Annotated in this window: 20 protein-coding genes; 6 read left to right on the top strand and 14 right to left on the bottom strand. The window is 63.0% G+C overall.

Annotated elements, in window-relative coordinates; genetic code table 11:
* From fabA to fabV, 3 genes are all read left to right on the top strand, one after another.
* A partial coding sequence (gene fabA / locus IVB22_RS37090) for a bifunctional 3-hydroxydecanoyl-ACP dehydratase/trans-2-decenoyl-ACP isomerase (protein ID WP_247522074.1) occupies positions 1 to 275 on the top strand: 275 nt, incomplete at its 5' end.
* Positions 276 to 353: 78 nt separating this feature from the next.
* Positions 354 to 1,577, top strand: coding sequence for a beta-ketoacyl-ACP synthase I (gene fabB, locus IVB22_RS37085; protein ID WP_247522073.1), 1,224 nt, complete (start codon positions 354 to 356; stop codon positions 1,575 to 1,577).
* A gap of 61 nt (positions 1,578 to 1,638) precedes the next feature.
* On the top strand, positions 1,639 to 2,808 hold the full coding sequence (gene fabV, locus IVB22_RS37080) for an enoyl-ACP reductase FabV (RefSeq protein WP_249805604.1): 1,170 nt from the start codon (positions 1,639 to 1,641) through the stop codon (positions 2,806 to 2,808).
* A 116-nt stretch (positions 2,809 to 2,924) separates the two neighbouring features.
* Here fabV and IVB22_RS37075 read toward each other — a convergent pair whose 3' ends face one another.
* The 4 genes from IVB22_RS37075 to IVB22_RS37060 all read right to left on the bottom strand — a co-directional run bounded on the left by IVB22_RS37075 (position 2,925) and on the right by IVB22_RS37060 (position 5,902).
* The gene (locus tag IVB22_RS37075; RefSeq protein ID WP_247522071.1) at positions 2,925 to 3,521 is read right to left on the bottom strand and encodes a glutathione S-transferase family protein; all 597 of its coding nucleotides are present in this window, start codon (positions 3,519 to 3,521) and stop codon (positions 2,925 to 2,927) included.
* 50 nt (positions 3,522 to 3,571) lie between these two features.
* Positions 3,572 to 4,423: a hypothetical protein gene (locus IVB22_RS37070; RefSeq protein WP_247522070.1), complete on the bottom strand. Its 852-nt coding sequence runs from the start codon at positions 4,421 to 4,423 to the stop codon at positions 3,572 to 3,574.
* 90 nt (positions 4,424 to 4,513) lie between these two features.
* A complete protein-coding gene (locus tag IVB22_RS37065) occupies positions 4,514 to 5,353 on the bottom strand; it encodes a hypothetical protein (RefSeq protein ID WP_247522069.1) in 840 nt (279 codons plus the stop codon).
* An 81-nt stretch (positions 5,354 to 5,434) separates the two neighbouring features.
* Positions 5,435 to 5,902, bottom strand: coding sequence for a GNAT family N-acetyltransferase (locus tag IVB22_RS37060; RefSeq protein ID WP_247522068.1), 468 nt, complete (start codon positions 5,900 to 5,902; stop codon positions 5,435 to 5,437).
* Positions 5,903 to 6,007: 105 nt separating this feature from the next.
* On the opposite strand from IVB22_RS37060, the gene IVB22_RS37055 reads away from it, so the two are divergent.
* Positions 6,008 to 7,999, top strand: coding sequence for an autotransporter outer membrane beta-barrel domain-containing protein (locus IVB22_RS37055; protein ID WP_247522067.1), 1,992 nt, complete (start codon positions 6,008 to 6,010; stop codon positions 7,997 to 7,999).
* 10 nt (positions 8,000 to 8,009) lie between these two features.
* Here IVB22_RS37055 and IVB22_RS37050 read toward each other — a convergent pair whose 3' ends face one another.
* A complete protein-coding gene (locus tag IVB22_RS37050; RefSeq protein WP_247522066.1) occupies positions 8,010 to 8,945 on the bottom strand; it encodes a LysR substrate-binding domain-containing protein in 936 nt (311 codons plus the stop codon).
* A 100-nt stretch (positions 8,946 to 9,045) separates the two neighbouring features.
* On the opposite strand from IVB22_RS37050, the gene katG reads away from it, so the two are divergent.
* Positions 9,046 to 11,199 (top strand): catalase/peroxidase HPI, encoded by a 2,154-nt coding sequence (gene katG / locus IVB22_RS37045; protein WP_247522065.1) that lies wholly within the window; start codon positions 9,046 to 9,048, stop codon positions 11,197 to 11,199.
* Between the two features lie 90 nt (positions 11,200 to 11,289).
* Here the strand turns inward: katG and IVB22_RS37040 are convergent, their stop codons facing one another.
* The 9 genes from IVB22_RS37040 to rimP form a co-directional block, all read right to left on the bottom strand.
* Positions 11,290 to 12,036 (bottom strand): superoxide dismutase, encoded by a 747-nt coding sequence (locus IVB22_RS37040; RefSeq protein ID WP_247522064.1) that lies wholly within the window; start codon positions 12,034 to 12,036, stop codon positions 11,290 to 11,292.
* A gap of 227 nt (positions 12,037 to 12,263) precedes the next feature.
* Positions 12,264 to 14,417 (bottom strand): polyribonucleotide nucleotidyltransferase, encoded by a 2,154-nt coding sequence (pnp, locus tag IVB22_RS37035; protein ID WP_247522063.1) that lies wholly within the window; start codon positions 14,415 to 14,417, stop codon positions 12,264 to 12,266.
* A 318-nt stretch (positions 14,418 to 14,735) separates the two neighbouring features.
* Entirely contained in the window at positions 14,736 to 15,005 is a 270-nt protein-coding gene (gene rpsO / locus IVB22_RS37030) for a 30S ribosomal protein S15 (protein WP_074272228.1), read from the bottom strand.
* Positions 15,006 to 15,007: 2 nt separating this feature from the next.
* Positions 15,008 to 16,222, bottom strand: a complete 1,215-nt coding sequence (gene truB, locus IVB22_RS37025) for a tRNA pseudouridine(55) synthase TruB (protein ID WP_247522062.1) — start codon at positions 16,220 to 16,222, stop codon at positions 15,008 to 15,010.
* A 23-nt stretch (positions 16,223 to 16,245) separates the two neighbouring features.
* The gene (gene rbfA, locus IVB22_RS37020) at positions 16,246 to 16,659 is read right to left on the bottom strand and encodes a 30S ribosome-binding factor RbfA (RefSeq protein ID WP_247522061.1); all 414 of its coding nucleotides are present in this window, start codon (positions 16,657 to 16,659) and stop codon (positions 16,246 to 16,248) included.
* A 180-nt stretch (positions 16,660 to 16,839) separates the two neighbouring features.
* Entirely contained in the window at positions 16,840 to 19,506 is a 2,667-nt protein-coding gene (gene infB, locus IVB22_RS37015) for a translation initiation factor IF-2 (RefSeq protein WP_247522060.1), read from the bottom strand.
* Between the two features lie 90 nt (positions 19,507 to 19,596).
* Positions 19,597 to 20,277: an RNA-binding protein gene (locus IVB22_RS37010; protein ID WP_247522059.1), complete on the bottom strand. Its 681-nt coding sequence runs from the start codon at positions 20,275 to 20,277 to the stop codon at positions 19,597 to 19,599.
* Positions 20,278 to 20,352: 75 nt separating this feature from the next.
* Positions 20,353 to 21,963, bottom strand: coding sequence for a transcription termination factor NusA (nusA, locus tag IVB22_RS37005; protein ID WP_247522058.1), 1,611 nt, complete (start codon positions 21,961 to 21,963; stop codon positions 20,353 to 20,355).
* A gap of 3 nt (positions 21,964 to 21,966) precedes the next feature.
* Positions 21,967 to 22,746, bottom strand: a complete 780-nt coding sequence (gene rimP, locus IVB22_RS37000; protein WP_247522057.1) for a ribosome maturation factor RimP — start codon at positions 22,744 to 22,746, stop codon at positions 21,967 to 21,969.
* A 340-nt stretch (positions 22,747 to 23,086) separates the two neighbouring features.
* Here rimP and IVB22_RS36995 point away from each other — a divergent pair, with 340 nt between their 5' ends.
* Entirely contained in the window at positions 23,087 to 24,157 is a 1,071-nt protein-coding gene (locus IVB22_RS36995; protein WP_247522056.1) for a DUF2336 domain-containing protein, read from the top strand.
* Positions 24,158 to 24,268: the final 111 nt, after the last annotated feature.

The following is a 24,268-nucleotide window of genomic DNA, read 5'->3' as shown; positions in this document are numbered from 1 at the left end:
TACTCGATGCGCTGTGGCAAATGGTCGGCTTTTATCTGGGCTGGAGCGGCGGTGAAGGTCGCGGTCGCGCGCTTGGCCTGAACGAGCTGAAGTTCTCCGGCCAGGTGCTGCCGAACGCCCGCAAGGTTGTGTACAACATCGACATGAAACGCGTGATGCGTTCAAAGCTGGTGCTTGGCGTTGCCGACGGCTGGCTTTCCATGGATGGCGAGATTATCTATCGCGCCAAGGACCTGAAGGTCGGGCTGTTCAAGCAAGGCACCGCGCCTGCCTGAGCACCGCGATCACGCTATCAAAATATCTTCACGCAAAATATCTTCACGGACGAACGGAAACGGTAGGGCGAGGCGATCATGAAGCGGGTTGTCATAACGGGGATGGGCATTGTCTCGTCCATCGGAAACAACACCCAGGAAGTGCTTGCGAGCCTTCACGACGCGAAATCCGGGATCACGCGCGCGGATAAATATGCCGAGATGGGCTTCCGTTCGCAGGTGCAGGGCGCACCGACGCTCAATCCGGCCGACGTCATCGACCGGCGCGCGATGCGCTTCCTCGGCGAGGGCGCGGCGTGGAATCACATCGCGATGGAGCAGGCGATCCAGGATTCCGGGCTGTCGCCTGAGGAAGTGTCCGACGTCCGCACCGGCATCATCATGGGATCGGGCGGGCCGTCCGCGCGCACCATCGTCGAAGCCGCCGACATCACCCGAAGCAAGGGGCCCAAGCGGGTCGGGCCGTTCGCGGTGCCGAAGGCGATGTCGTCGACGGCGTCGGCCACGCTTGCGACCTGGTTCAAGATCAAGGGCGTGAACTACTCGATCTCGTCGGCCTGCGCGACCTCGAATCATTGCATCGGCAACGCCTATGAGACGATCCAGATCGGCAAGCAGGACGTGATCTTCGCCGGCGGCTGCGAGGAGCTCGACTGGTCGCTGTCGGTCTTGTTCGACGCCATGGGCGCGATGTCCTCGAAATACAATGACACCCCCGCCACCGCCTCGCGCCCCTACGACATCAGCCGCGACGGCTTTGTCATTGCTGGCGGCGCCGGCGTGGTGGTGCTGGAAGAACTCGAACACGCCAAGGCGCGCGGCGCGCGCATCTACGCCGAAGTGGTCGGCTACGGCGCGACATCTGATGGTTACGACATGGTTGCGCCGTCGGGCGAAGGCGCCGAACGCTGCATGCGCATGGCGCTCGAAACCGTGAAAACCCCGATCGATTACATCAATCCGCACGCGACCTCGACGCCGGCCGGCGATCCCCCGGAAATCGAGGCGATCAGAAAGGTGTTCGGCACCGGCGACAAGTGCCCGCCGATCTCGGCGACCAAGGCGCTGACCGGCCACTCGCTCGGCGCCACCGGCGTTCAGGAAGCAATCTATTCGCTGCTGATGATGAACAACGGCTTCGTCTGCGAAAGCGCCAACATCACCGAGCTCGATCCGGTCTTTGCCGACATGCCGATCGTGCGCAAGCGCATCGACAACGCCAAGCTCGGCACCGTGCTGTCGAACTCCTTCGGCTTCGGCGGCACCAACGCCACGCTGGTATTCAAGCGGATGGATGCGTGATTTCGCTTTTACCCCTCCTCGCTTGCGGCGAGGCTTTGCAACGATCTGAAACGGGGCGGGCATGATTATCGAACCGCGCGTGCGAGGCTTCATCTGCACGACGGCACATCCCATTGGCTGCGCCACAAATGTTCGCGAGCAGATCGCTTATGTTTTCCGGCAGGGTTCGATTCCGGAGTGCCCCAAGCGCATCGCTGTGCTGGGGTGTTCGACCGGTTACGGTCTCGCGAGCCGCATTGTCGCGACCTTCGCTGGAGGCGCGGAAACCATCGGCGTGTCGTTGGAGCGCGAGCCTTCAGCGAGCAGGACAGGCAGCGCCGGCTGGTACAACAACCGCGCATTTGAGATTGAGGCCCAGAAGATCGGACGATCTCCCCTCACTTTGGAGGGCGACGCTTTCTCGAACGACTTGAAGAAAGCCTTCATCGACCGTGTGCGCGAAAAGTTCGGACAGCTGGACATGCTGGTCTACAGCATGGCCGCTCCTGTCCGGACAGATCCGGACACGGGCAAGACCTATCGCTCGGCGATCAAGCCGCTCGGCAAGCCCGTCGAAATCAAGACCCTTAACACTGAAACCGGCGAGGTCTTCGAGACGACGATTGCGCCGGCGAGTGAGGATGAAGCGGCCGCCACGGTCGCGGTGATGGGCGGCGATGACTGGAAGCGCTGGATCAACCAACTCGCGGACGCCGGTGTCCTAGCGCCGGGCTTCCGGACGCTCAACTACACCTATATCGGCAGCGAACTGACCTGGCCTATCTACTGGCAAGGTACTCTGGGTCGCGCCAAGGTCGATCTCGACCGCAAAGCGGAAGCGATCCGGGGCCGGCTCGGTCAGGATGCGGCCCGCGTGGTGGCGCTGAAGGCCGTGGTCACTCAGGCGAGTTCAGCCATTCCGGTGGTGCCGCTCTATGGCACGGTGCTGTTCAAGGTCATGAAGCAACTCGGGCTTCACGAAGGATGCATCGAACAGATCGATCGCCTGTTCCGGACACGCCTTGGCCCGGATGTCGCAGTTGACGAGGCGCAGCGCATCAGAGTCGACGACTGGGAGCTCTCGCCCGAAGTCCAGGCGGAGGTGTTGCGACGATGGCCCCTCCTCTCCACGGAAACGCTCGGCGAATTGGCAGACCTTCCAGAATACAGGAGACAATTCCTTCGCCTGTTCGGGTTTGGCATCGACGGCGTCGACTACTTGCAGGACGTGGACCCCCGCGTCGTCGCGTGAGTCATCCCCTAGATTCGTAGGGTGGGCAAAGCGAAGCGTGCCCACCATTTCAGGACAAAGCCTGACGATGGATGGTGGGCACGGCGCAAGCGCGCCTTTGCCTACCCTACGGCTTTTCACCCCGCCATGATCTTCTCCGCGCGCTGGAACGCAGGACGCGCCACGCAGCGGTCGATATAGGCGTCGAACGACGGCCGCGGCGGCACCATCTTGAACATCCGCACCGCGAAGTTCAGGCCCGAGCCCAGCATGATATCGGCCGCAGAGAATTTTTCGCCGAGAATCCATGGGCCCTTCTGCAAGGCGGCATCGAGCACGTCGAAGGTCTGGTCAGCACTTCCCCACGCCGCCGTGCTCGCCGGCACTTCGAGCTTGGTGAAGAGCTGGATCAGCGCCGGCTCGATGCAGCTTGGCGAAAAGAACAGCCACTGCAGATATCTCGCCCGCAGCGGATCGGTGGCGGCGGGCGCCAGTTCGGTTTCCGGATAGCGGTCGGCGATATAGGCACAGATCGCGGCCGCCTCTCCGAGCGCGGCGTCGCCGTCCTTCAACCCCGGCACCTTGCCCATCGGATTGATCTCGAGATACTCCGGCGCCTTCTGCGCGCCGGTCGAAATGTCGGTCAGCACGCGCTCGTAAGGCAGCCCAGTTTCTTCGAGCAGCCAGATCGCGGAGATCGAGCGCGAGCGGGGTGACCAATAGAGCTTTATCATTCTTCAACGTCCTCTTTGATCAGTTGAACGTGAGTTCAGGTGGCGCGATCTCACTCCTGCTTAAGGTAAGCCGCGACCGCCTTGTCCAGTCTGGCCGCAAGTAAGGCGCGGGTATGATCGCGCAAGGTCGAACTGGCAACTGCGTCCGCCGGGGCTGCCGGGAAGTCCGCCGCCTCGAGCTTGGTGAGCGGATCTTGTCCCAGGCGCCCAAAGCTTCCCGCAAGGATGGCGCCTAGATCCGCAGACGGCCTCTTAGCGATGGCGAAACTCTGACCGTCAAATACCCTCACCACAAAATTGGCGAACAGGGACGTGTTGCTCAGGGGTCCCGAGCCGTGATGAAGCACGCCAATGCCCGGGAGCGATTGATTGGTGCCCTGCAATTGTGCTGCGTAGGTCGTGAAAACGAAGTAGCGCGCGCAATTCGAACTTGCCGCGATCTGTCTGACGACGGCCGTCAGCTCTTCGTCGTCGTTCCGAAGCAGCCTTGTCGGGGGACGGTAATAGGGCTCGAACGCGCCCTTGGCATAGGCGATCTTCCGCACGTGAACCCCGGAAGTGGCCGCGCGAACGCGAGCGACGACGAGATCATCAAGGCTCCACGCGTCGATGGGCACCTCCGTCAGCTCGTTCCCGAACACGGTAAGGCCGACTTTCTGAACCGCAAACTTGTCGCCAATCGCTGAGATGATACCGATCTGGCAAGGCCCGCTCTCCGCCGGTGCGGACCGCTTGGCACCGGTTTTGGTTTTTGGCGCGGCTTTCTTGGCGGCGGGTGCCGCCGACGGCGCTGTGCCTCCCGGTGCGGGCTGGGTTTGTGCCGATGTGGAAATAGTGAAGCACGACAGCAGGATCGCGGCGGCGAAGGATCGAATCATGAAAACCCAGAGCTGGCAGAGCATGTGGCGGGAGTAACTAAACTAGAGCGTGTGAGCCTCCCTCGCAAGGCGAAGGTCGTCCACGTTCGCTCGCCCTGCTGCTGCGCTAACGCTTCAAGGCCGAAGCATATACGGTAGTGTCTTGTCCAGGCTCGCTGTCAGCAAGGCGCGCGCGTATTCACGAAAGGCAAGGTTGTTGGCCGCCTCCTCAGGCTTGGTTGGGAACGATGCCTCGGCCAGTTCGCTGTAAGGACCCAAAATCAGCGTGCCCAGCAGCATCCGCTTCACCAGCGGGTCTACGTGCGTAAGCGCCGAGCCGTGTCTGATGATCGAGAAATCGCGCCCGTCAAATACGCGGATGTAGCTGAGGGCGAAGAAATAGATTCGATGTCCGACCAGGACATCATGGTTCACGATGCCGATGCCGCGAACAGTGTAGCTGTAGGTGCTGAATCTGCTAATCGAGTTGCCCACCAGCACGTATCGCTGGCAACTTGTCCCTTGAGTAACCTTCCGCATGCGATCGGCCAGTTCCGCTCTCTCATCGCGAAACAACTCGTTCTTGGGCTCCTCACGTGCCGGAAATCTGGATTTGATATAGGGGATTCTGAGCACCGTAAGCCCGGGCGGGGCGGCGGCGCGGGCCCGTGCGAAGACGAGATCCTCAAGTCCCCAATTGATCGGCACCACCGTCTCCTTGCTCTGGAACACGGTCAGGCCGATCGTCTTCACCGTGAACTCGTCGCCAACGACGACAATGACGCCGAGCCCGCATGAGCCGCTGCCGCCGGAAGCTTGTTTGCCTGCCGTTACGCTTCGCGCCGCCGGCTTCCGGACGGCGGATTTGACGGTCGATGGTGCTGGCTGCGTCGCAGTTGTTTGCGGCGCAGGTTGGGCCTGTGCCGACGCCGAAAAACACGATAGAACGATAACGGCGGCGAACAATCGAAGCATGAAGGGTTCAGGCGGGAAGCACTGCAGGACAGAAGAGCTAAACTAGAACGTGCAATTCTGCTTCGCAAGGCTGCGTCGTGCCTATCGTCCCGCTTCCGAGGTCTTCTTCCATCGGTAATACTTCATCATGCGGCCCGTCATCGGCTCGATCTGTTCTTTCTCGAACACAAAGCCTTCGCGCTCGTACCAGCGCCAGGCCTTTTCATTCTCGCGCACGCAGCGCAGCCAGATTTCATTCGGCAGATGTCGGCGCGTAAAGGCGAGCAACTGGCGCCCCAGGCTGTTGCCCTGATATTCCGGCGCCACGAACAGCTGGTCGAGATAGCGGTCGGGCAGATGCAACGCGAGCATTGCCGCCAGCGCGTCATTGTCATCGGCGACGTAGAGGCTCCAGCCCTTTTCCACTTCCATCGGAACGCGGGCGCGCAATTTTTCCAGCAGGGAGTCGCTGGCGTCTTCCAGACCGGTCGAGACCCAACTGTCCATCCAGACTCTCGCGACCTTGTCATATTCATCCGATCGGGCAGGGCGGATCGTCGGCGGTGTCATTTTCCTCGTCCTCGGTGGCAGCGTGTTGTCATCCCATGAACGTGGGACGGACGCCCTGACGAATCTGATATAGCCCTGAAGGTTGGGGGAGGGGCGATCTTGTCGATGGCTGATTTGCTGGTCCGGCCTGGCGTCATGGGCTTCGCGGCCTGCGTCATGGTAGCCGGCGGCAACGTGCCGGCCTCGGCACAATCCGCCGTCTGGGATACGGCGATCTCGAACACGAACTGGTATGTGCCGGTCCCGCAGCTGCTGGCCTATGCGGCGCCGACGACCGGCTTTTCCAATCCGATTCCGATTGGCGATCAGACCCTTTGGGCGCTCGGGACCTCTACCAACGGCTCCTTCACCGGGACCAGCTCCGCGCAGCTTGCCATCGGCTCGAATATTTCTACCAGCAATTCCACCATCCAGGGATTTGTCACGACCTCGGGCCAGATCACCATGGTGTTCACGCCGACCTCCGGTGGGGTCACGACCGTCGGCCTGGGCCAGATGCGAACCATCAACGGCGTGGCGCAGATGGAAATGCAGATGATCACCGGGCAAAGTCTTCTGGTCACGCATTGGGCGTACATGCTCCCGTACAATCCGGCCACCTTCACGCCGCCCGCGCCGGCGCCGATTCCGGCCAATTCGGTGCCGGAATGGGCGTGGACGTTGGGCTCGCGCTGGCGGATCGCCAGCCCCGCCATGTTCGGTACCGCCTCGCCGGGACGCTTCGTGATCTCCAACTATCAGAACGGATATTTCTGGGGCAACGGCGCCGCGCCCGCGGGAAGCAGCAGTGGAAATTTCACCTTGCTCGGCTCCGTCACGCCCGAGGGGAGGGTGCTGTTCAACACCCTGTCGAACGGCAATCTGACGAGCCTCTATGGCGCAGCCACGGGCGACGCGTCCGGCTCACAAATGCTCACCAGCACCTACGATCTCGCGGGCAATCCTACCGGCGCGCTGGCCTACATGTCCCTGGTTCAGCCCTACGCCCAGGTGCTGGCGGGGCAGAACAATCGCGCCGGGCTTGGTGCCGCTGCGGTGCTTGACCAGATGGCGTCGACCCCGCTGGGGCTGACGGGAGCCATGGCGCCGACATTCTCGATTCTCGACAATCTCGATGCGCCGGCACTGTCGAGCGCCGTCAGCCAGACCCTGCCTGTCCTCGCCGGCGCGGCGTCGCAGGCGACCTACGTCACGCAACGTGCGCTTCAGCAGACGGTTGCCGGCCGCCTTGACGAGGCCTATGGGCTGCGCACTGCGGAGGCTGCGGCAGAACGGCATCTATGGCTGCGGCCGCTCGGCGGCGTCGCTAGCCAGAACGGTTCCGACGGCGCGCCGGGATATCGTGCAACCGGCGGAGGCGTTGCCGCCGGCATCGACGCGCCAGTGTCGCCGCGTGCGGTGCTGGGTGGCCTGTTTTCGTATTCGAACCAGACGATCACCGGCAGCAATGACGCGGCGCCCAATCGTCTGGGGCTGCAGACCTATCAGCTTGGCCTCTATGGCGCCTACGCGTTGAGACCCGGCACCGAGATCGCTTTCCTGGTTGATGGCGGCATCAATCAGAACCAGGGCAACCGCTCGCTGCTATTTGTGAACAGCATGGCTGTTGCGGATTATCTCAGCTACACCGGCCACGCCGGGGTTGCGGTTAAGCAGTTGATTCCGGTGCAGCCGGGCCTCTCGTTTCTGCCATCGCTGCGCCTCGACTATGCGGAGGTCCGCGCTAATGCCTACAGCGAAAGCGGCGCGGGCGGCTTGAGCCTCAATGTGGATTCGCAGATCTATCGCGAACTGATGCTAAGTGCGGGAGTGAAGGGGTCTTATCGGATCACCGATCGGATCCATCTCGTCGCCGATACGGGCGTCGGCTACAATTTGCTGAATGACCGGTTGCAGATATCAGCGACCTATGTCGCCGGTGGCGACAGCTTTGTGACGACGGCGTTCAATAGCTCGCCTTGGCTTTATACGGCGGGCATCGGACTGGTCGCGAACTGGACCGACAATCTCGATCTCAGCGCTCGCTATGGCGTGCAAACCAGCCCCTCCGGCTTTCTCGGCCAGTCCGGTTCGTTCGCGCTCAGGATAAATCTCTAGCGGGAACGTTTCAGGTCCGTGATTTGCGCGACGGCGGTCCCACCTTGCGCGCTTCGCGCAACGCGTCGGCTGCGAGGCAAACCACCTCAGAGATCTGCTGAAGCTGTCCAGCCAGCGGACTTGTCTTGCGCCAGACCATGCCGATGGTTCGCGACGGCTGCGGATTGCTGAAGCGCGCGACCGAGACCGTCGCCGAGCGTGTTTCCACCGTGACTGCCATTTCCGGGATCAGGGTGACGCCGATGCCGGCGCCGACCATTTGCACGAGCGTCGACAGCGAGCTTGCGTCCAGCACTTCCCGTGGCGGCGACTGCATGTTGCAGAACGACAGCGCCTGGTCGCGGAAGCAGTGTCCCTCTTCGAGCAGCAAAAGGCGCATCTCGCGCAGCGTCTCGTGGCTCGGGACCGGCGTTCCCTCGTCCTCGCCCGGCCGCACCAGCAGGAAGTTTTCTGAAAAACACACGACCTCGGTCAGCGAAGGTTCGGATACCGGTAGTGCTACGATCGCCGTATCCAGCCGGCCTTCGACGACCTCCTTGATCAGCTTCGGCGTCAGCGTCTCGCGGACGTGAATGTCGAGTTCCGGATGCATCCGCGCGAGGTTTTCGATCACCTTCGGCAGCAGATAGGGTGCAATCGTCGGGATCATGCCGATGCGCAGCCGCCCCGCGAGTCGGTCACGCGAGGCGCGCGCGAAGTCGCCGAGTTCGTCGACCGAGCGCAGGATCTCTCGGACGCGCTGGACGATCTCTTCGCCGAACTTCGTCAGCGTGACCTGTCGTGCGCTTCGCTCCAGCAGCACGCCGCCGAGGGTTTCCTCCATTTCCTTGATCTGCATCGACAGCGCCGGCTGCGAGATGGAACACGACTCGGCCGCGCGCCCGAAATGGCCGTGGCGTGCCAGCGCATCGAAGTAGCGGAGCTGTCTGAGCGTCATCTGGATCATCAGGACATCTTATCGGTTCGATCATTAAAATCAACTTTACCTGATGGAAGGCGATGCTTAGATTGCTTCCAATCCGACCAGGAACCATCAGGAGACGACCATGGATGACAAAACCAAATGCCCGTTCTCGGGCGGCAATCGCGTGCGCTCGAACCGCGACTGGTGGCCGGACGCGCTGGACGTTTCGGTTCTGCACCGGAATTCCACACTGTCCGATCCGATGGGCGAGGCGTTCGACTACGCCAAGGAGTTCAAGACGCTCGACCTCAACGCCGTGGTGAAGGATCTGCATGCGTTGATGACGGAATCGCAGGAGTGGTGGCCGGCAGACTTCGGCCACTATGGCGGTCTGATGATCCGCCTGGCGTGGCACAGCGCGGGCACCTACCGCATCACGGATGGCCGCGGCGGTGCGGGTGCGGGTCAACAGCGCTTCGCGCCGCTGAATAGCTGGCCTGACAACGCCAACCTCGACAAGGCGCGCCGGCTGCTGTGGCCGATCAAGCAGAAATATGGCCGGAAACTCTCTTGGGCCGACCTGATGGTTCTCGCAGGCAACGTCGCCCTCGAATCGATGGGCTTCAAGACCTTCGGTTTCGCCGGCGGCCGCACCGACGTCTGGGAGCCCGAAGAGCTGTTCTGGGGTCCGGAAGGCACCTGGCTCGGCGATGAACGCTACAGCGGCGAACGCCAGCTTGCGGAGCCGCTCGGCGCCGTGCAGATGGGCCTCATCTACGTCAATCCAGAAGGGCCGAACGGCAATCCGGACCCGCTCGCGGCGGCCAAGGACATCCGCGAAACGTTCTTCCGCATGGCGATGAACGATGAAGAAACCGTAGCCCTGATTGCCGGCGGTCACTCCTTCGGCAAGACCCATGGCGCCGGCGATCCGTCGCTGGTGGGAGCGGACCCGGAAAGCGGTGCCCTTGAGGATCAGGGTCTTGGCTGGAAGAGCAAGCATGGCACCGGTGTCGGAGCCGATGCCATCACCGGCGGTCCGGAAGTCACCTGGACGCAGACGCCGACCAAGTGGAGCAACCTGTTCTTCAAGAACCTGTTCGAAAACGAATGGGAGCTGACCAAGAGCCCGGCGGGTGCGAAGCAGTGGAAGGCGAAAGGCGCGGAAGCATCGATCCCGGACGCCTATGACACGTCGAAGAAGCATGTGCCGACCATGCTGACCACCGACCTGTCGCTGCGTTTCGATCCGGCCTACGAGAAGATCTCGCGGCGCTTCCTGGAGCATCCGGACCAGTTCGCCGACGCGTTCGCGCGGGCGTGGTTCAAGCTCACGCATCGCGACATGGGCCCGATCGCGCGCTATCTCGGCCCGCTCGTGCCGAAGGAAACGCTGATCTGGCAGGACCCGATCCCGGCGGTGGATCATGAGCTGATCGGCGAGCAGGACATCGCCGCGCTGAAGGCGAAGATTCTTGGCTCAGGCCTGTCGGTGTCCCAGCTCGTCTCGACCGCATGGGCGTCGGCGTCGACGTTCCGCGGCTCGGACAAGCGCGGCGGCGCGAACGGCGCGCGCATTCGTCTCAGCCCGCAGAAGGACTGGGAGGTCAACCAGCCGGCCGAACTCAAGACGGTGCTGCAGAAGCTCGAAGCGATCCAGAAGGAGTCCGGCAAGAAGGTTTCGCTTGCCGACCTGATCGTTCTCGGCGGCTGCGCGGCGGTCGAAAAAGCCGCCAAGGACGCTGGCCTGGACGTGAAGGTGCCCTTCACGCCGGGACGCGCCGATGCGTCGCAGGATCAGACCGACGTCGAGTCCTTTGCCCCGCTCGAACCGCGGGCCGACGGCTTCCGCAACTATGTCAGCGGCAAGAAGCATCAGTTCATGGCGCCTGAGGAGGCGTTGGTGGACCGGGCGCAATTGCTGAGGCTGACGGGGCCCGAGATGACGGTTCTTGTCGGCGGCCTGCGCGTCCTTGGCGCGAACGCCGGCAATTTCAAGCACGGTGTGTTTACCACGCGGCCCGAGACGCTGACGAACGACTTCTTCGTCAATTTGCTCGACATGAGCACGCAATGGCAGCCCGCCGGCTCTGACGGTGCGTATGAGGGCCGGGACCGCAAGACGAATGCGGTCAAGTGGACCGGCACCCGCGTCGACCTGATCTTCGGTTCGCACGCGCAGCTCCGCGCCTTCGCGGAGGTCTATGGGGCCGCCGACTCGAAGGAGAAGTTCGCCAAGGATTTTGTGGCGGCGTGGACCAAGGTGATGAACCTCGATCGTTTCGAGGCTGCCTGATCCGTAAGAGAAGCTTGCGCGGTTTGCGCGAAGTCATTCGTAAAATAAAAAGGGCGGCCGAAAGGCCGCCCTTTTTCACATGGCATGCGATCAAGCGCCCAGCGTACCGGCCTTCGCCGCCGCATAGCGCTCGGCGATCTTGGCCCAGTTCACTGTGTTCCACCACGCCTTGAGATAATCCGCGCGGCGGTTCTGGTAGTTCAGATAATAAGCGTGCTCCCAGACGTCGTTGCCCATCAAAGCCCGCTTGCCGTCCATCATCGGGTTGTCCTGGTTCGGACGGGTCTCGATCGCGAGCTTGCCGTCCTTGGCTACGGTCACGAACACCCAGCCCGAGCCGAACTGGCGGCCGCCGGCGGCGTTGAAGTCGTTCTGGAATTTTTCCATGCCGCCGAGATCGCGGTCGATTGCGGCCAACACCTCGCCTTCGGGCTTGCCGCCGTTCGGGCCCATGATCTGCCAGAACATGGTGTGGTTGGCGTGGCCGCCGAGATTGTTGCGGACGGTGAATTTGATGCTGTCGTCCAGCGCATTCAGATTGCCGAGTACGTCCTCTATCTTCGCCGTTCCCAACTGGGCATTGGTCTTGGCGACATTGTTCAGGTTGGCGACATAGGCCGCATGGTGCTTGTCGTGATGGATTTCCATCGTCTTGGCGTCGATGTGCGGTTCGAACGCATTGGTCGGATAGGTCAGCGGCGGCAGCGTGAATGGGCCGGTTGGGGCCGCGGCCGGTGCAGGAGCGGCGGCCTGCGCAAAGACAAGACGTGGGGCTGCCGCAACGGCCGCAATACCGGTTGCAGCAAACATCAGTTGGCGCCGAGACATGGATGACATCGATTTCTCCTTACCTGTGGGCAATTGGTTGGGTAACCTGTAAACGGGACGCCATAAGCCGCTGCACGCGGCAAGCTACGGGTGATTATCGGGATCGGGTTTCGTTTTCTGTCCTCGCGCCCCTGCGGCGGAACCGCACAGGTGCCTCAATACTCCCAATGTAACGCAGGCGGATAACAAAAAAGGGCGGCCTTTCGGCCGCCCTTTGTTCACATTCCAGCGATGCCTTACTCGCCGGCGGCTTCGCGCTGCGGCGCTTCCGCCTTCTGCTTGGCCTCGAGGTCCTCGCCGGTGGCCTGATCGACCACCTTCATCGACAGCCGGGTCTTGCCGCGGTCGTCGAAGCCGAGCAGCTTGACCTTGACCTTGTCGCCTTCCTTGACGACGTCGGAGGTCTTCTGCACGCGCGCCGAAGCAAGCTGGCTGATGTGGACGAGGCCGTCCTTGGCGCCGAAGAAGTTCACGAACGCGCCGAACTCCATCACCTTGACGACGGTGCCTTCGTAGATCTGGCCGATCTCCGGATCGGAGGCGATCGACTTGATCCACTTGATCGCGGCCTTCATCGCCTCGCCGTCGTTGGAGGCGACCTTCACGGTGCCGTCGTCCTCGATGTTGACCTTGGCGCCGGTCTTCTCGACGATCTCGCGGATCACCTTGCCGCCGGTGCCGATCACTTCACGGATCTTGTCAGTGGCGATCTTGAAGGTCTCGATGCGCGGCGCGTATTCGCCGAGGTCGGCGCGGGCATTGGTCAGCGCCTTGGCCATTTCGCCGAGGATGTGGATACGCCCGTCCTTGGCCTGGCCGAGCGCGACCTTCATGATCTCCTCGGTGATGCCCTCGATCTTGATGTCCATCTGCAGCGAGGTGATGCCCTGGTCGGTGCCGGCCACCTTGAAGTCCATGTCGCCGAGATGATCCTCGTCGCCGAGGATGTCGGACAGAACCGCAAAGCGCGAACCTTCCAGAATGAGACCCATCGCGATACCCGCGGTCGGCCGTTTCAAGGGAACGCCCGCATCCATCAGCGCCAGCGAGGCGCCGCACACCGAGGCCATCGACGAGGAGCCGTTGGATTCGGTGATCTCGGAGACCACGCGCACCGTGTAGGGGAATTCGTGGTGCGGCGGCAGGACCGGGTGGATCGCGCGCCAGGCGAGCTTGCCGTGGCCGATTTCGCGGCGCTTGGTGCCGCCGAGGCGTCCGGTTTCACCGACCGAGTAGGGAGGGAAGTTGTAGTGCAGCAGGAACGTCTCTTTGTACGTTCCCGACAGCGCGTCGATGTACTGCTCGTCCTCGCCGGTGCCAAGCGTGGTCACGACCATCGCCTGGGTTTCACCGCGGGTGAACAGCGCCGAACCGTGGGCGCGCGGCAGCACGCCGACTTCGGCGATGATGTTGCGCACGGTCTTGGAATCGCGGCCGTCGATCCGCTTGCCGGTGTCGAGGATGTTCCAGCGAACGATCTTGGCTTCGAGCTCCTTGAACACGGCGGCGATGCGCAGCTTGTCGTATTTCGGCTCCTGCCCTTCCGGGAAGTAGTGCGCCATCACCTTTTCCTTGGCCTTGCCGACCGCGGCGTACCGGTCCTGCTTGATCGGAATGGCGTAGGCGGAGCGCAGCTCCTGCTCGATCAGGCCGAGCATTTCCTTTTCCAGCGCGCTTTCGTCGACGACCTTGACTTCGCGCGGCTCCTTGGCGGCCTTCTCGGCCAGTTCGATGATCGCCTTGATCACCGGCTGGAAGTGGCGATGGCCGAACATCACGGCGCCGAGCATGATGTCTTCGTTGAGCTCTTTCGCTTCCGATTCCACCATCAGCACGGCGTCGGCAGTGCCGGCGACGACCAGGTCGAGCTGGGTCTCGACCATTTCGTCGAGCGTCGGGTTGAGCACATATTCGTCGTTGATGAAGCCGACGCGGGCAGCACCAATCGGACCCTTGAATGGAGCGCCTGATATCGTCAGCGCCGCCGAGGAGGCGACCAGTGCCAGGATATCGGGATCGTTTTCCATGTCGTGCGACAGCGTCGTCACGATTACCTGGGTTTCATTGCGCCAGCCGTCGACGAACAGGGGCCGGATCGGGCGGTCGATCAGGCGGGAGACCAGCGTCTCCTTTTCGGTCGGACGTCCCTCGCGCTTGAAGTAGCCGCCGGGAATGCGGCCCGCGGCGTAGGTCTTTTCCTGATAGTCGACGGTCAGCGGCAGGAAATCGACGCCCTCGCGCGGCGACTTCGCGGCGACGACGGTGGCGAGCACGATGGTCTCGCCATAGGTGGCGATCACGGCGCCATCGGCCTGACGGGCGATCTTGCCGGTTTCCAGCTTGAGGGGACGTCCACCCCAGTCGATCTCGACGGAATGCTTATTGAACATAGTGGTTTCTTTCATGGGTTCACGAGAGCGCGGGGCCCAGAAACACAAAGACCATGCGCAAGATTGCGGGACGTTGATCGCGATACGAGATCAGCATCCGGCGATCCTGCCATGGTCTTTATCTTTCGGATGGCGTCCATCCTCTCGGCAGTCACGGGCACCTTGCCCTGCCCAGCGGCCGGATTGCTGCTGGACGTTTGTCGGGCACGATCCATTCCGGATGATGCCCTTGCGCATGATCGTCTCCGAACAATTCGGAGTCCGTTTCTCGGAAGATCATGCGAAAACGCGCGCAAGCTGCGCGCGCGTACTCTCAAATCAACGACGAATGTTATGCTTTTCTAGCAGCGCCTTGTAACGCGCCTCGTCCTTCCGCTTGATGTAATCGAGCAGAGAACGGCGTGTTGCGACCATTTTCAAAAGGCCCCGGCGCGAATGATTGTCCTTCACGTGGGATTTGAAGTGCCCGGTGAGATTGTTGATGCGTTCCGACAGGATCGCAACCTGAACCTCGGGCGAGCCGGTGTCGCCGGCCTTGTTGGCATTCGTCTTGATGACTTCCGCTTTGCGTTCGGCGGTAATCGACATCGTCAAACTCTCTCATTGCTGCGACCGGAACTGGCAGTCAGTCCGGTCAGGTTGAACACGCGCTTGGGGATGAGTTCGCCATTGCCAATTTCGGCGAGGGCCAGAAGCCGGCCTGCCACCGTGACATAGACTGTGCCGCTACTATTGGGCGCATCCCGTCCGCGCAACAAAACGGCCTGGCCCCGGTGGAGCCTTGCCGCATCAGCCCGTGTGACGGCCAGTGCCGGGATGTCGTCCAGCGCGGTCTCAACGGGCAAAAGCGCGTCGGCGAGGCTTCCCTCGCCAGACGCGGCTCTATTGCATAAAGCCTCCAACTCTTCCAGCGGAATCATGTCCGTCTCGCGGAATGGGCCCACCAGGGTCCGCCGCAACGCGCAGATATGACCGAAACAGCCCAGAATCCGGCCGATATCGCGGGCCAGCGCCCGGACATAGGTACCCTTGCCGCACTCCGCCTCGAACACGGACTGGCCGTTATCTCCATGTTCTACAAGGGTTAATTCGTGAATCTCGACCGGGCGGGGCTTCAATTCGACGGTTTCGCCGTCCCGCGCCAGGTCATAGGCGCGTTCGCCCTGGACCTTGATCGCCGAATATTGCGGCGGGATCTGCTCGATCAAGCCGGTGAACTGCGGCAGCAGCGCCCGGACAGCGTCGGCCGACGGCCTGATCTCGCTGGTCCGGGTCACCCGGCCCTCGGTATCGTCGGTGTCGCGCTCCTCGCCCCAGGCGACCGTGAAGCGGTAGCGCTTGCGGCCATCCATCACGAACGGAACCGTCTTGGTGGCCTCGCCGAGCGCGATCGGCAGGCCGCCGGACGCCAGCGGATCGAGCGTGCCGGCGTGACCCGCCCGCTTGGCCTGGAACAGCCGCTTGAGCACGGCAACCGCGTGCGTCGAGGTCATGCCGATCGGCTTGTCGAGAATCACCCAGCCATGAACATCGCGCTTGTCGCGTCGCGGCTGGTTGTTCTGGCGCGGCTGCTTGTTGCGCGGATCGTTGTTGCTGCGGCGCTCGTTATCGCCAGCGCGGCGCTCGCCGTCGCCAGCGCGGCGCTCGCCGTCGCCAGCGCGGCGCTCGCCGTCGCCAGCGCGGCGCTCGCCGTCGCCAGCGCGACGTTCGTCGTCGCCAGCGCGGCTCTGGCCGTCGCCACGCGACTCACCTGAAAAAATATTTTTTTCAGGGTCGTGCGAATCGGCGGTCTGCTGCGCGATCACGCCGTTGGCGGTGGGCATCGTCATCACTTGTCGTCCGAATCGGGTGCAAGGTCTCTTTGCACCGCAGGTGTTCTCAGTAATTTCTCGATCCGTTCCGCTTCGTCGAATCGTTCGTCGACGCGAAAGCGAAGGTCAGGAGCAAATTTCAGGTTAACGCGGTGAGCGATCTCGCCGCGCAGGAATTTTTTGTTGCGCGCGAGCGCCGCGAGCACGACGTCGGTATCGCGGCCGCCGAGCGGCATCACGTAAATCGTCGCAAGCTTAAGGTCAGGCGACATCCTCACCTCAGGAACGGTGATGATGTGACCCTCCAGGTCAGGGTCGTGCACGTTACCCTGCGATAGAATATCGGCGACGGCATGGCGCACGGTTTCGCCGACGCGCAATTGCCGTTGCGAGCCGCCTGGGGCGGAACCCTTGGTATGATGGCGAGGCATTGTCGGAAATCCCAATTGTCGTCATCACCCGCCTTGTGCGCAATTGCGCACTGGGCGGGTGATCCAGCATTCCATGCTCAAAGCAAAATTTCGCTGACTACTGGATGCCCCGCCCCAGTGCGCAATTGCGCACAGGGCGGGGCATGACGGTTTAGAAAATAGCCCTTGTAAGATTTGGACTTACAGAGAGCGCTGGATGGTCTCCACGCGGTAACACTCGATTACGTCGCCGGGACGCATGTCGCCGTAATTTTCGAACGCCATGCCGCATTCCTGGCCGGACTGCACTTCCTTTACTTCGTCCTTGAAGCGCTTCAGCGTCGAAAGCTTGCCTTCGTGCACGACGACGTTGTCGCGGATCAGGCGCACATTGGCGCCGCGTTCCACGGTGCCGTCGGTGACGCGGCAGCCGGCGACCTTGCCGACCTTGGAAATGTTGAACACTTCCAGGATCTGCGCATTGCCCAGCATGGTTTCGCGCAGCGTCGGCGCGAGCAGGCCGGACATCGCCTTTTTGATGTCGTCCACGAGATCGTAGATGATGTTGTAGTAGCGGATCTCGATGCCGTTGCGCTTGGCGGCGGCCGCGGCTTCCTTGTTGGCTCGCACCGAGAAGCCGATGATCGCGGCGTTGAAACCTTCCGCCAGCGTGACGTCGGATTCCGAGATGCCGCCGACGCCTGCGTGCAGGATGCGGGCGGCGACTTCATCGGTGCCGAGTTTCTCCAGCGATCCCAAAATGGCTTCGAGCGAGCCCTGCACGTCGGCTTTCACGATCAGCGGGAATTCCTTGCGGCCCGCGGTCTTGAGCTGCGACATCATTTGCTCGAGCGAGCCGCGCATGCCGGAAATCGAGGCGGCGGCGTTCTCGCGCTTCTGGTGGGCGCGATAGCTCGTGACCTGGCGGGCGCGGGCTTCGTTTTCGACCACGGCGAGCCGGTCGCCGGCTTCCGGCGGGCCGTTGAAGCCGAGCACTTCGACCGGCACCGAAGGTCCGGCCTCGTCGAGATTCTCGCCCTGGTCCGAAATCAGCGCGCGGACGCGGCCCATTTCGGCGCCCGCCACGATGATGTCGCCGACCTTGAGCGTGCCGCGCTGAACCAGCACGGTGGCCACCGGACCACGGCCGCGATCGAGCTTGGCTTCGATCACGGTGCCTTCGGCCGGACGTTCCGAATTGGTCTTGAGGTCGAGCAGTTCGGCCTGCAGCGCGATCATCTCGAGCAGCTTGTCGAGATTGGTCTTGTTCTTGGCTGATACCTCGACGTCGACGACTTCACCGCCGAACGATTCGACCTGAACTTCGTGCTGCAGCAGTTCGGTGCGCACGCGCTCCGCCCTGGCGTCGGGCTTGTCGATCTTGTTGATCGCGACGATCATCGGAACCTTCGCCGCCTTGGCGTGGTTGATCGCTTCCACCGTCTGCGGCATGACGCCGTCATCGGCCGCGACCACCAGGATAACGATATCGGTGACCTTGGCGCCGCGCGCGCGCATCGCGGTGAACGCGGCGTGGCCGGGCGTATCGATGAAGGTGATTTTCTTGCCGCTTTCCGGCGAGGTCACCTGATAGGCGCCGATATGCTGGGTGATGCCGCCGGCTTCGCCCGATACCACGTTGGCGTGGCGAAGCGCGTCAAGCAGCGAGGTCTTGCCGTGGTCGACATGACCCATCACGGTGACGACCGGCGAGCGCGGCTCGGTATCGGTGGAATCGTCGACGACGTCGAACAGGCCCTCTTCGACGTCGGACGCGGCGACGCGCTTGACGGAGTGGCCCAATTCCTCGGCGATCAGTTGCGCGGTGTCGGCATCGATCACGTCGGTGATCTTGTGCATCGCGCCCTGCTTCATCAGCATGCGGATGACGTCGACCGCGCGCTCCGACATGCGGTTGGCGAGTTCCTGGATCGTGATCGCTTCCGGGATCGTCACCTCGCGGATGAGCTTTTCCTTCGGTTCGTTGGAGGCGTGTCCCTTCAGGCGCTGGGTGCGGCGGCGGAACGAGGCGATCGACCGTTCGCGCACGTCATCGGCGTTGAGCGCGGTGACCAGCGTCAGGCGCCCGCGTTCCTTTTGCGGGCCCGGCTTGTGGGTAGTCTTGGGGGGCACCGCGGGGCGCATGGCGCCGCCTGGGCCACGGCGAACCTGGCGCGGACCTTCGTCTTCATCGGAACCGTCGGCGGCAACGCCGGGCGCGCGTGCAGGGGGCACCGCTGCAGCCGGACGGGCGGCGGTGGGACGAGCGGCGGCGGGACGGGCAGCCCCGGGACGGGCCGTAGCAGCCGGCGTTGTCGTCGCAGTCTTGGCCTCGGCCTCGCCAAATCGCTTCTTGGCCTCGACTTCGGCCTTGCGCTTGGCTTCCTCTTCCAGCCGGTGCCGTTCTTCCTCGGCCTTGCGGCGGGCTTCGGCGGCCTCGCGCTCGGCTTGTTCGATGCCTTCGCGGCTGGCGCGGCGCTTGGCTTCTTCCTCGGCCAGCCGCCGTTCCTCGACTTCGCGCACCTTGGCGTCGGCCAGGGCGCTGGCGCGGGCGGAACGCTCGTCTTCCGTCAGCGTCCGAAGCACCACGCCGGAACCGCTGCGCGGTGCGCCGGGCGCTGCCGCGGGGCGGGAGAGGGGGGCCTTGGCAGGCGCAGGCTTGGCGACGACCGGCTCGGGCGCATGCGTTTCGGGCGCGGGCGCGTCTCCGCCAACGCGGCGCTTGCCACGCTTTTCGACCACGACCTGCTTGGTCCGGCCATGGCTGAAGCTCTGGCGTACGGTGCCCGTCTCGACCCGCGGCTTCAGCGTCAAGGTCTTGGTCGGAACACTCAGAGTCTTGTCGCCAGGCGTTTTGGTATCAACCATTCAGCAGTCCTAATCTCGTTACGTTGTGCGCATCCGCACAGTCATTGAAACAGGTCTTCGAAACAGGTCTTCGGAACCGGTTTTCGTCCGTCAGAATTTCTGGCCGCCATCCCCGGTCTTGTCGTCGTCGTCCAGCCGGTATCGAACCAGGATCTGGCAGCGCGACAGGAACGTTTTGCTCGCCGGGCCCGCGAGCAGCGCAGCATGTATCACATTTGACCGGCCCAGTGCCAAATCCAATTGTGCCGAGGTTAAAGCGGTAACAATCGGTAAACCCCGCGATTCACCGATATTTCCGGTCCTTTGCCCGGCGATAGCGTCCAATTTGCGGATTCCGTCGGCCGCGCCGTCGGAAGCGTGAATCAGAGCTCCGGCCCTGCCCTGTTCGAGCAGGCCCTCGACCTTGGCAAAGCCGGAAATGACCTGACCGGCCTTGGCCGCCATGGCCAGCGCCTCGGTGCAGCTTCGTTCCAGCAGTGCCTCGGTATCGGCGGGAAGGGTCGCCGCGGCGCGAACATTGCGCTTGAACCCTCTGCTAAATTGGTGACGCCGCACCGCTTCCGCAACGGTCCGGCGCGAGGCCTCGACCCACAGGCCGCGGCCGGGCAGCTTGCGCTTCAAATCGGGGATTACTTCGCCCGACGGGGCGACCACGAACCGGATCAGCTCGTCGATCGGGCGCACCTCGCGACTGACCGCGCACATCCGCACGGTCGCGGACTTGTCGGTCCGTGGCCCATGGTCGAGATCGGGGTCAGCCAAAGCGAGCATGCCTGTTTAGTGGCTCCGGTCATCTGCGCACGGTCTGCGCGCAGAAAGGATTTTCGGTTATGCGGAACACCCGCATTACGCCGTCTGGTCTTCGGTGGTCTCGGTCGCCTCGGATTGTTTGGCGAGTTCGGCTTCGGTGATCCAGCCGGCAATGACGCGGGCCTGCATGATCATGCGTTCGGCATCGTCGCGCGAGATCTCGTTGGCGTCGAGAACGCCCGGGTACTTGGTCGGCTCGCCGCCTTCCTTGCGCTCGGTCCAGCCGACCAGATCGTCGGTCGCACAGCCCGCCAGATCCTCGACCGACTTGATGTCGTTCTCGCCGAACTTGACCAGCATCTTCGAGGTCACGCCGGGCACCGTCTTCAAAGCATCATCCACGCCGAGCTCCTTACGCTTGTTTTCCAGCTCCGTTTCGAGCTGTTCCAGATATTCTTTCGCCCGGCTCTGCAGTTCGTTGGCGGTTTCCTCGTCGAAACCTTCGATGCCGGCCAGTTCCTTGACGTCGACCAGCGCGAGTTCCTCGACCGAAGTAAAGCCTTCCGACGCCAGCAATTGACCGACCACCTCGTCGACATTCAGCGCTTCCATGAACACCCGCGTGGAGTTCTCGAAATCGGCCTGGCGGCGCTCGGATTCTTCCTGCTCGGTGAGGATATCGATATCCCAGCCGGTGAGCTGCGAGGCGAGGCGGACGTTCTGGCCGCGGCGGCCGATCGCCAGCGACAGCTGATTGTTGGTGTCGGGAACCACGACCTCGATCCGCTCGCGGTCCTCGTCGATCACGACCTTGGCGACTTCGGCAGGCGCCAGCGCGTTGACGACGAAGGTCGCGATGTCGGGCGACCACGGAATGATGTCGATCTTCTCGCCCTGCAGTTCGTTCACCACCGCCTGCACGCGCGAGCCGCGCATGCCGACGCAGGCGCCGACCGGATCCACCGAGGAATCCCGGGAAATCACGCCGATTTTCGCGCGCGAGCCGGGATCGCGGGCCACCGCCTTGATCTCGACGATGCCGTCATAGATCTCAGGCACTTCCTGGGCGAACAGCTTTGCCATGAATTGCGGATGGGTGCGGGAGAGGAAGATCTGCGGTCCGCGGGTTTCGCGGCGGACATCGAAGATGTAGGCGCGGACGCGGTCGCCGTTGCGGAACACCTCGCGCGGCAGCATTTCGTCGCGGCGGATGATGGCTTCGCCGCGGCCAAGATCGACGATCACGCTGCCATATTCGACGCGCTTGACGACGCCGTTGACGATGTCGCCGATGCGGTCCTTGAATTCCTGGTATTGCCGGTCGCGCTCGGCCTCGCGCACCTTTTGCACGATCACCTGCTTGGCGGATTGCGCGGCGATGCGACCATATTCCAGCGGCGGCAGGGTGTCGGCGATGGTGTCGCCGACCTGGGCGCCCGGATTGGCGCGCTGCGCGTCCGCCAGCGAAATCTGGTTCGAGGAGTTCTCGACCTGCTCGACGACCAGCATGTGGCGCGATAGCCGCAGCTCACCCTTCTTGGCGTCGATCTCGGCATGAACGTCGGTCTCGCTGCCGTAACGGGCGCGGGCCGCCTTGGCGATGGCGTCTTCCATCGCAGCGATCACGATCCCGCGGTCGATCGACTTTTCGCGGGCGACCGCGTCTGCGATCTGCAGCAGTTCGAGTTTGTTGGCACTGACGGCCATGGCCTAGTCTCCTTCGGTAGGATCGAGGTCGCCTCTGCGCAGTCTTTCTGCGGCGAGGCGGTGTTTCTTGGTATTGGTCGGCTCGGGCTTTTTGGGCTCCGGCTTCTTGCCAGGCTTCGGCTTCGGTTTGTTGCTCCTGGCCGGATCGCTCTTCTTGGCGTGCGGCGGCGGTGGCGGTGCCAGCCCGAGATTCTGCTTCAACTCGCGCTCGGCCTGCTTGCCGCGCCGCATCGATTCCGCAATCAATTCGTCGGTCAAAACCAGTCGCGCGTCGGAGATGTCTTCCATCACCAGCAGCACGTCGGCATCTTCGCCCGCGCGTATGTCATCCCGATGTAACTGCACGGCATCGCCTTCGACGGCACCGAGCGTACCACGGAAACGCTTGCGGCCCTGATGGGCGACCGCCATCTCGATCTTCACGAGATGGCCGCTGAAACGCTCGAAATCGGAACGGCGCACCAGCGGGCGATCAATGCCCGGCGAGGAAATCTCCAGCCGGTAGGCCCGGTCGATCGGATCGGCGACGTCGAGCACCGGCGACAGCGCCCGCGAGATCGCCTCGCAATCCTCGATCTGCATCGTACCATCAGGCCGTTCGGCCATGATCTGGACGGTGCAGCCGGCCTCGCCTGAAATCTTGATCCGGACCAGCCGGTAGCCCATTCCCTGCAGAACCGGTCCGGCCACCGCCGATACCCGCGCGGCCGCGCCCGGCTCGACGACGAGACGGGGCTCGGCCAAGAGATCGGCATCCACGGAACCAGCAGTTGGATCGGTCATGTCCAGGGTCAAAAGCGTCTTACTTGCATGGGTTTAGGCCGGGCCTTAACCGGCGGTCCGGCCGGCTCCCCGAACCTCGCCTTTAAGGCCCTTCTGGGCCGGGCTCGTTCAGGTAATAAAAAAGAGCGGGTCCCGGGGGGCCCACTCTCAATACGCGATCGTATGAGAACCATAAGTTGCCGCGGATATAGCGGTTTTTCCGCAATCCGACAAGGCCCGCGATCCCGTTAAGTCCGATTTTGCCAAGCTTTGAAAGCGGGGGCAAAGTCTAACCCTTCATTCACGAACGCTGCCTAGATTTCCCGAAAACCAGCCAATTCAGGCCGGTTTGGGCGGGTTTATGATAATTTCACCATCGCTGATCCCGGAACTCGACGACATCGTCAGTCGTGGCGACCCGAAGCGCCGCGCCGATGCCGCGCGCCGCATCAGCGAGCTTTTCCTGCAGGGTGCGGCGAGCTTCCGCTCCGATCATGTCGAACTGTTCGACGGTGTCCTGACCAGTCTCGTCCCGCATGCCGAGCTTGCCGAGCGCGCCGAACTGGCCGAGCGCCTGTCGATGCTGGCGAACGCCCCGCGTGGTTTGGTCGGGCAACTCGCCCACGACGATGAAATTGCCATCGCAGGCCCGCTGCTGCGGCGCTCGCCGCTCATCGACGAAAAGATGCTGATCGAAATCGCGTCCGTGAAGGGCCAGGGTCACCTGCTGGCGATGGCGGAACGGCCCACGCTTTCAACCGATCTCACCGACGTCATCGTCGCCCGCGGCGAACGCGACGTCGTCAGGCGTGCCGCCGGCAATGCTGGCGCAGCCTTCTCGTCGGACAGTTATTCGACGCTGATCAAGCGCGCCGGCCAGGATGGCGTGCTGACGATCAGGCTCGGCCAGCGCGACGATCTGTCTTCCGAACAACTGAAGGACCTGCTGTCCGGCTCCATCGACGTCGTCCGCCGTCGCCTGTTCCAGGTCGTCAAGCCCGAACGGCAGGCCGACATCAAGCAGGCGATGACTATCATCACCGGCTCGTCTGAACGCGAGGAGCGGCGCGACTTTGCGCCGGCGCAGCGCACCGTGCTGAAGCTGCATCGCGAAGGCATGCTCGGCGAAGGCGCATTGCTCAATTTTGCCAGGGCCTTCAAATACGAGGAATCGATCGCGGCGCTGTCGGCGATGACCGGCGTCAAGATCGAAACCCTCGACCGCCTGATCAGTGGCGATCGTCACGATCCGATTCTGATCGCCGGGAAATCCATCGATGTCGAATGGGCGACCGTGCGCGCGCTGATCCTGCTTCGGCTCGGCCCGAACCGGACAGCATCTCCCGCCGACATCGAAAGCGCGCGGGTGAACTATGTGCGCCTGATGCCCTCGACCGCCCAGCGCGTCGTCGCGTTCTGGAAGACGCGGTAATCGGTCTCGCCGACCGCCTCTCCCGTCATTGCGAGCGAAGCGAAGCAATCCATCTCTCTGCTTGCCGAGCGATGGATTGCTTCGTCGCTTTGCTCCCTTGCGCAAACGCTT

It is taken from the genome of Bradyrhizobium sp. 190 (assembly GCF_023073415.1).
Lineage (GTDB): Bacteria > Pseudomonadota > Alphaproteobacteria > Rhizobiales > Xanthobacteraceae > Bradyrhizobium.
Note: the sequence above shows the minus strand (reverse complement) of the source record. Positions and strands in the feature narration are given on the sequence as shown.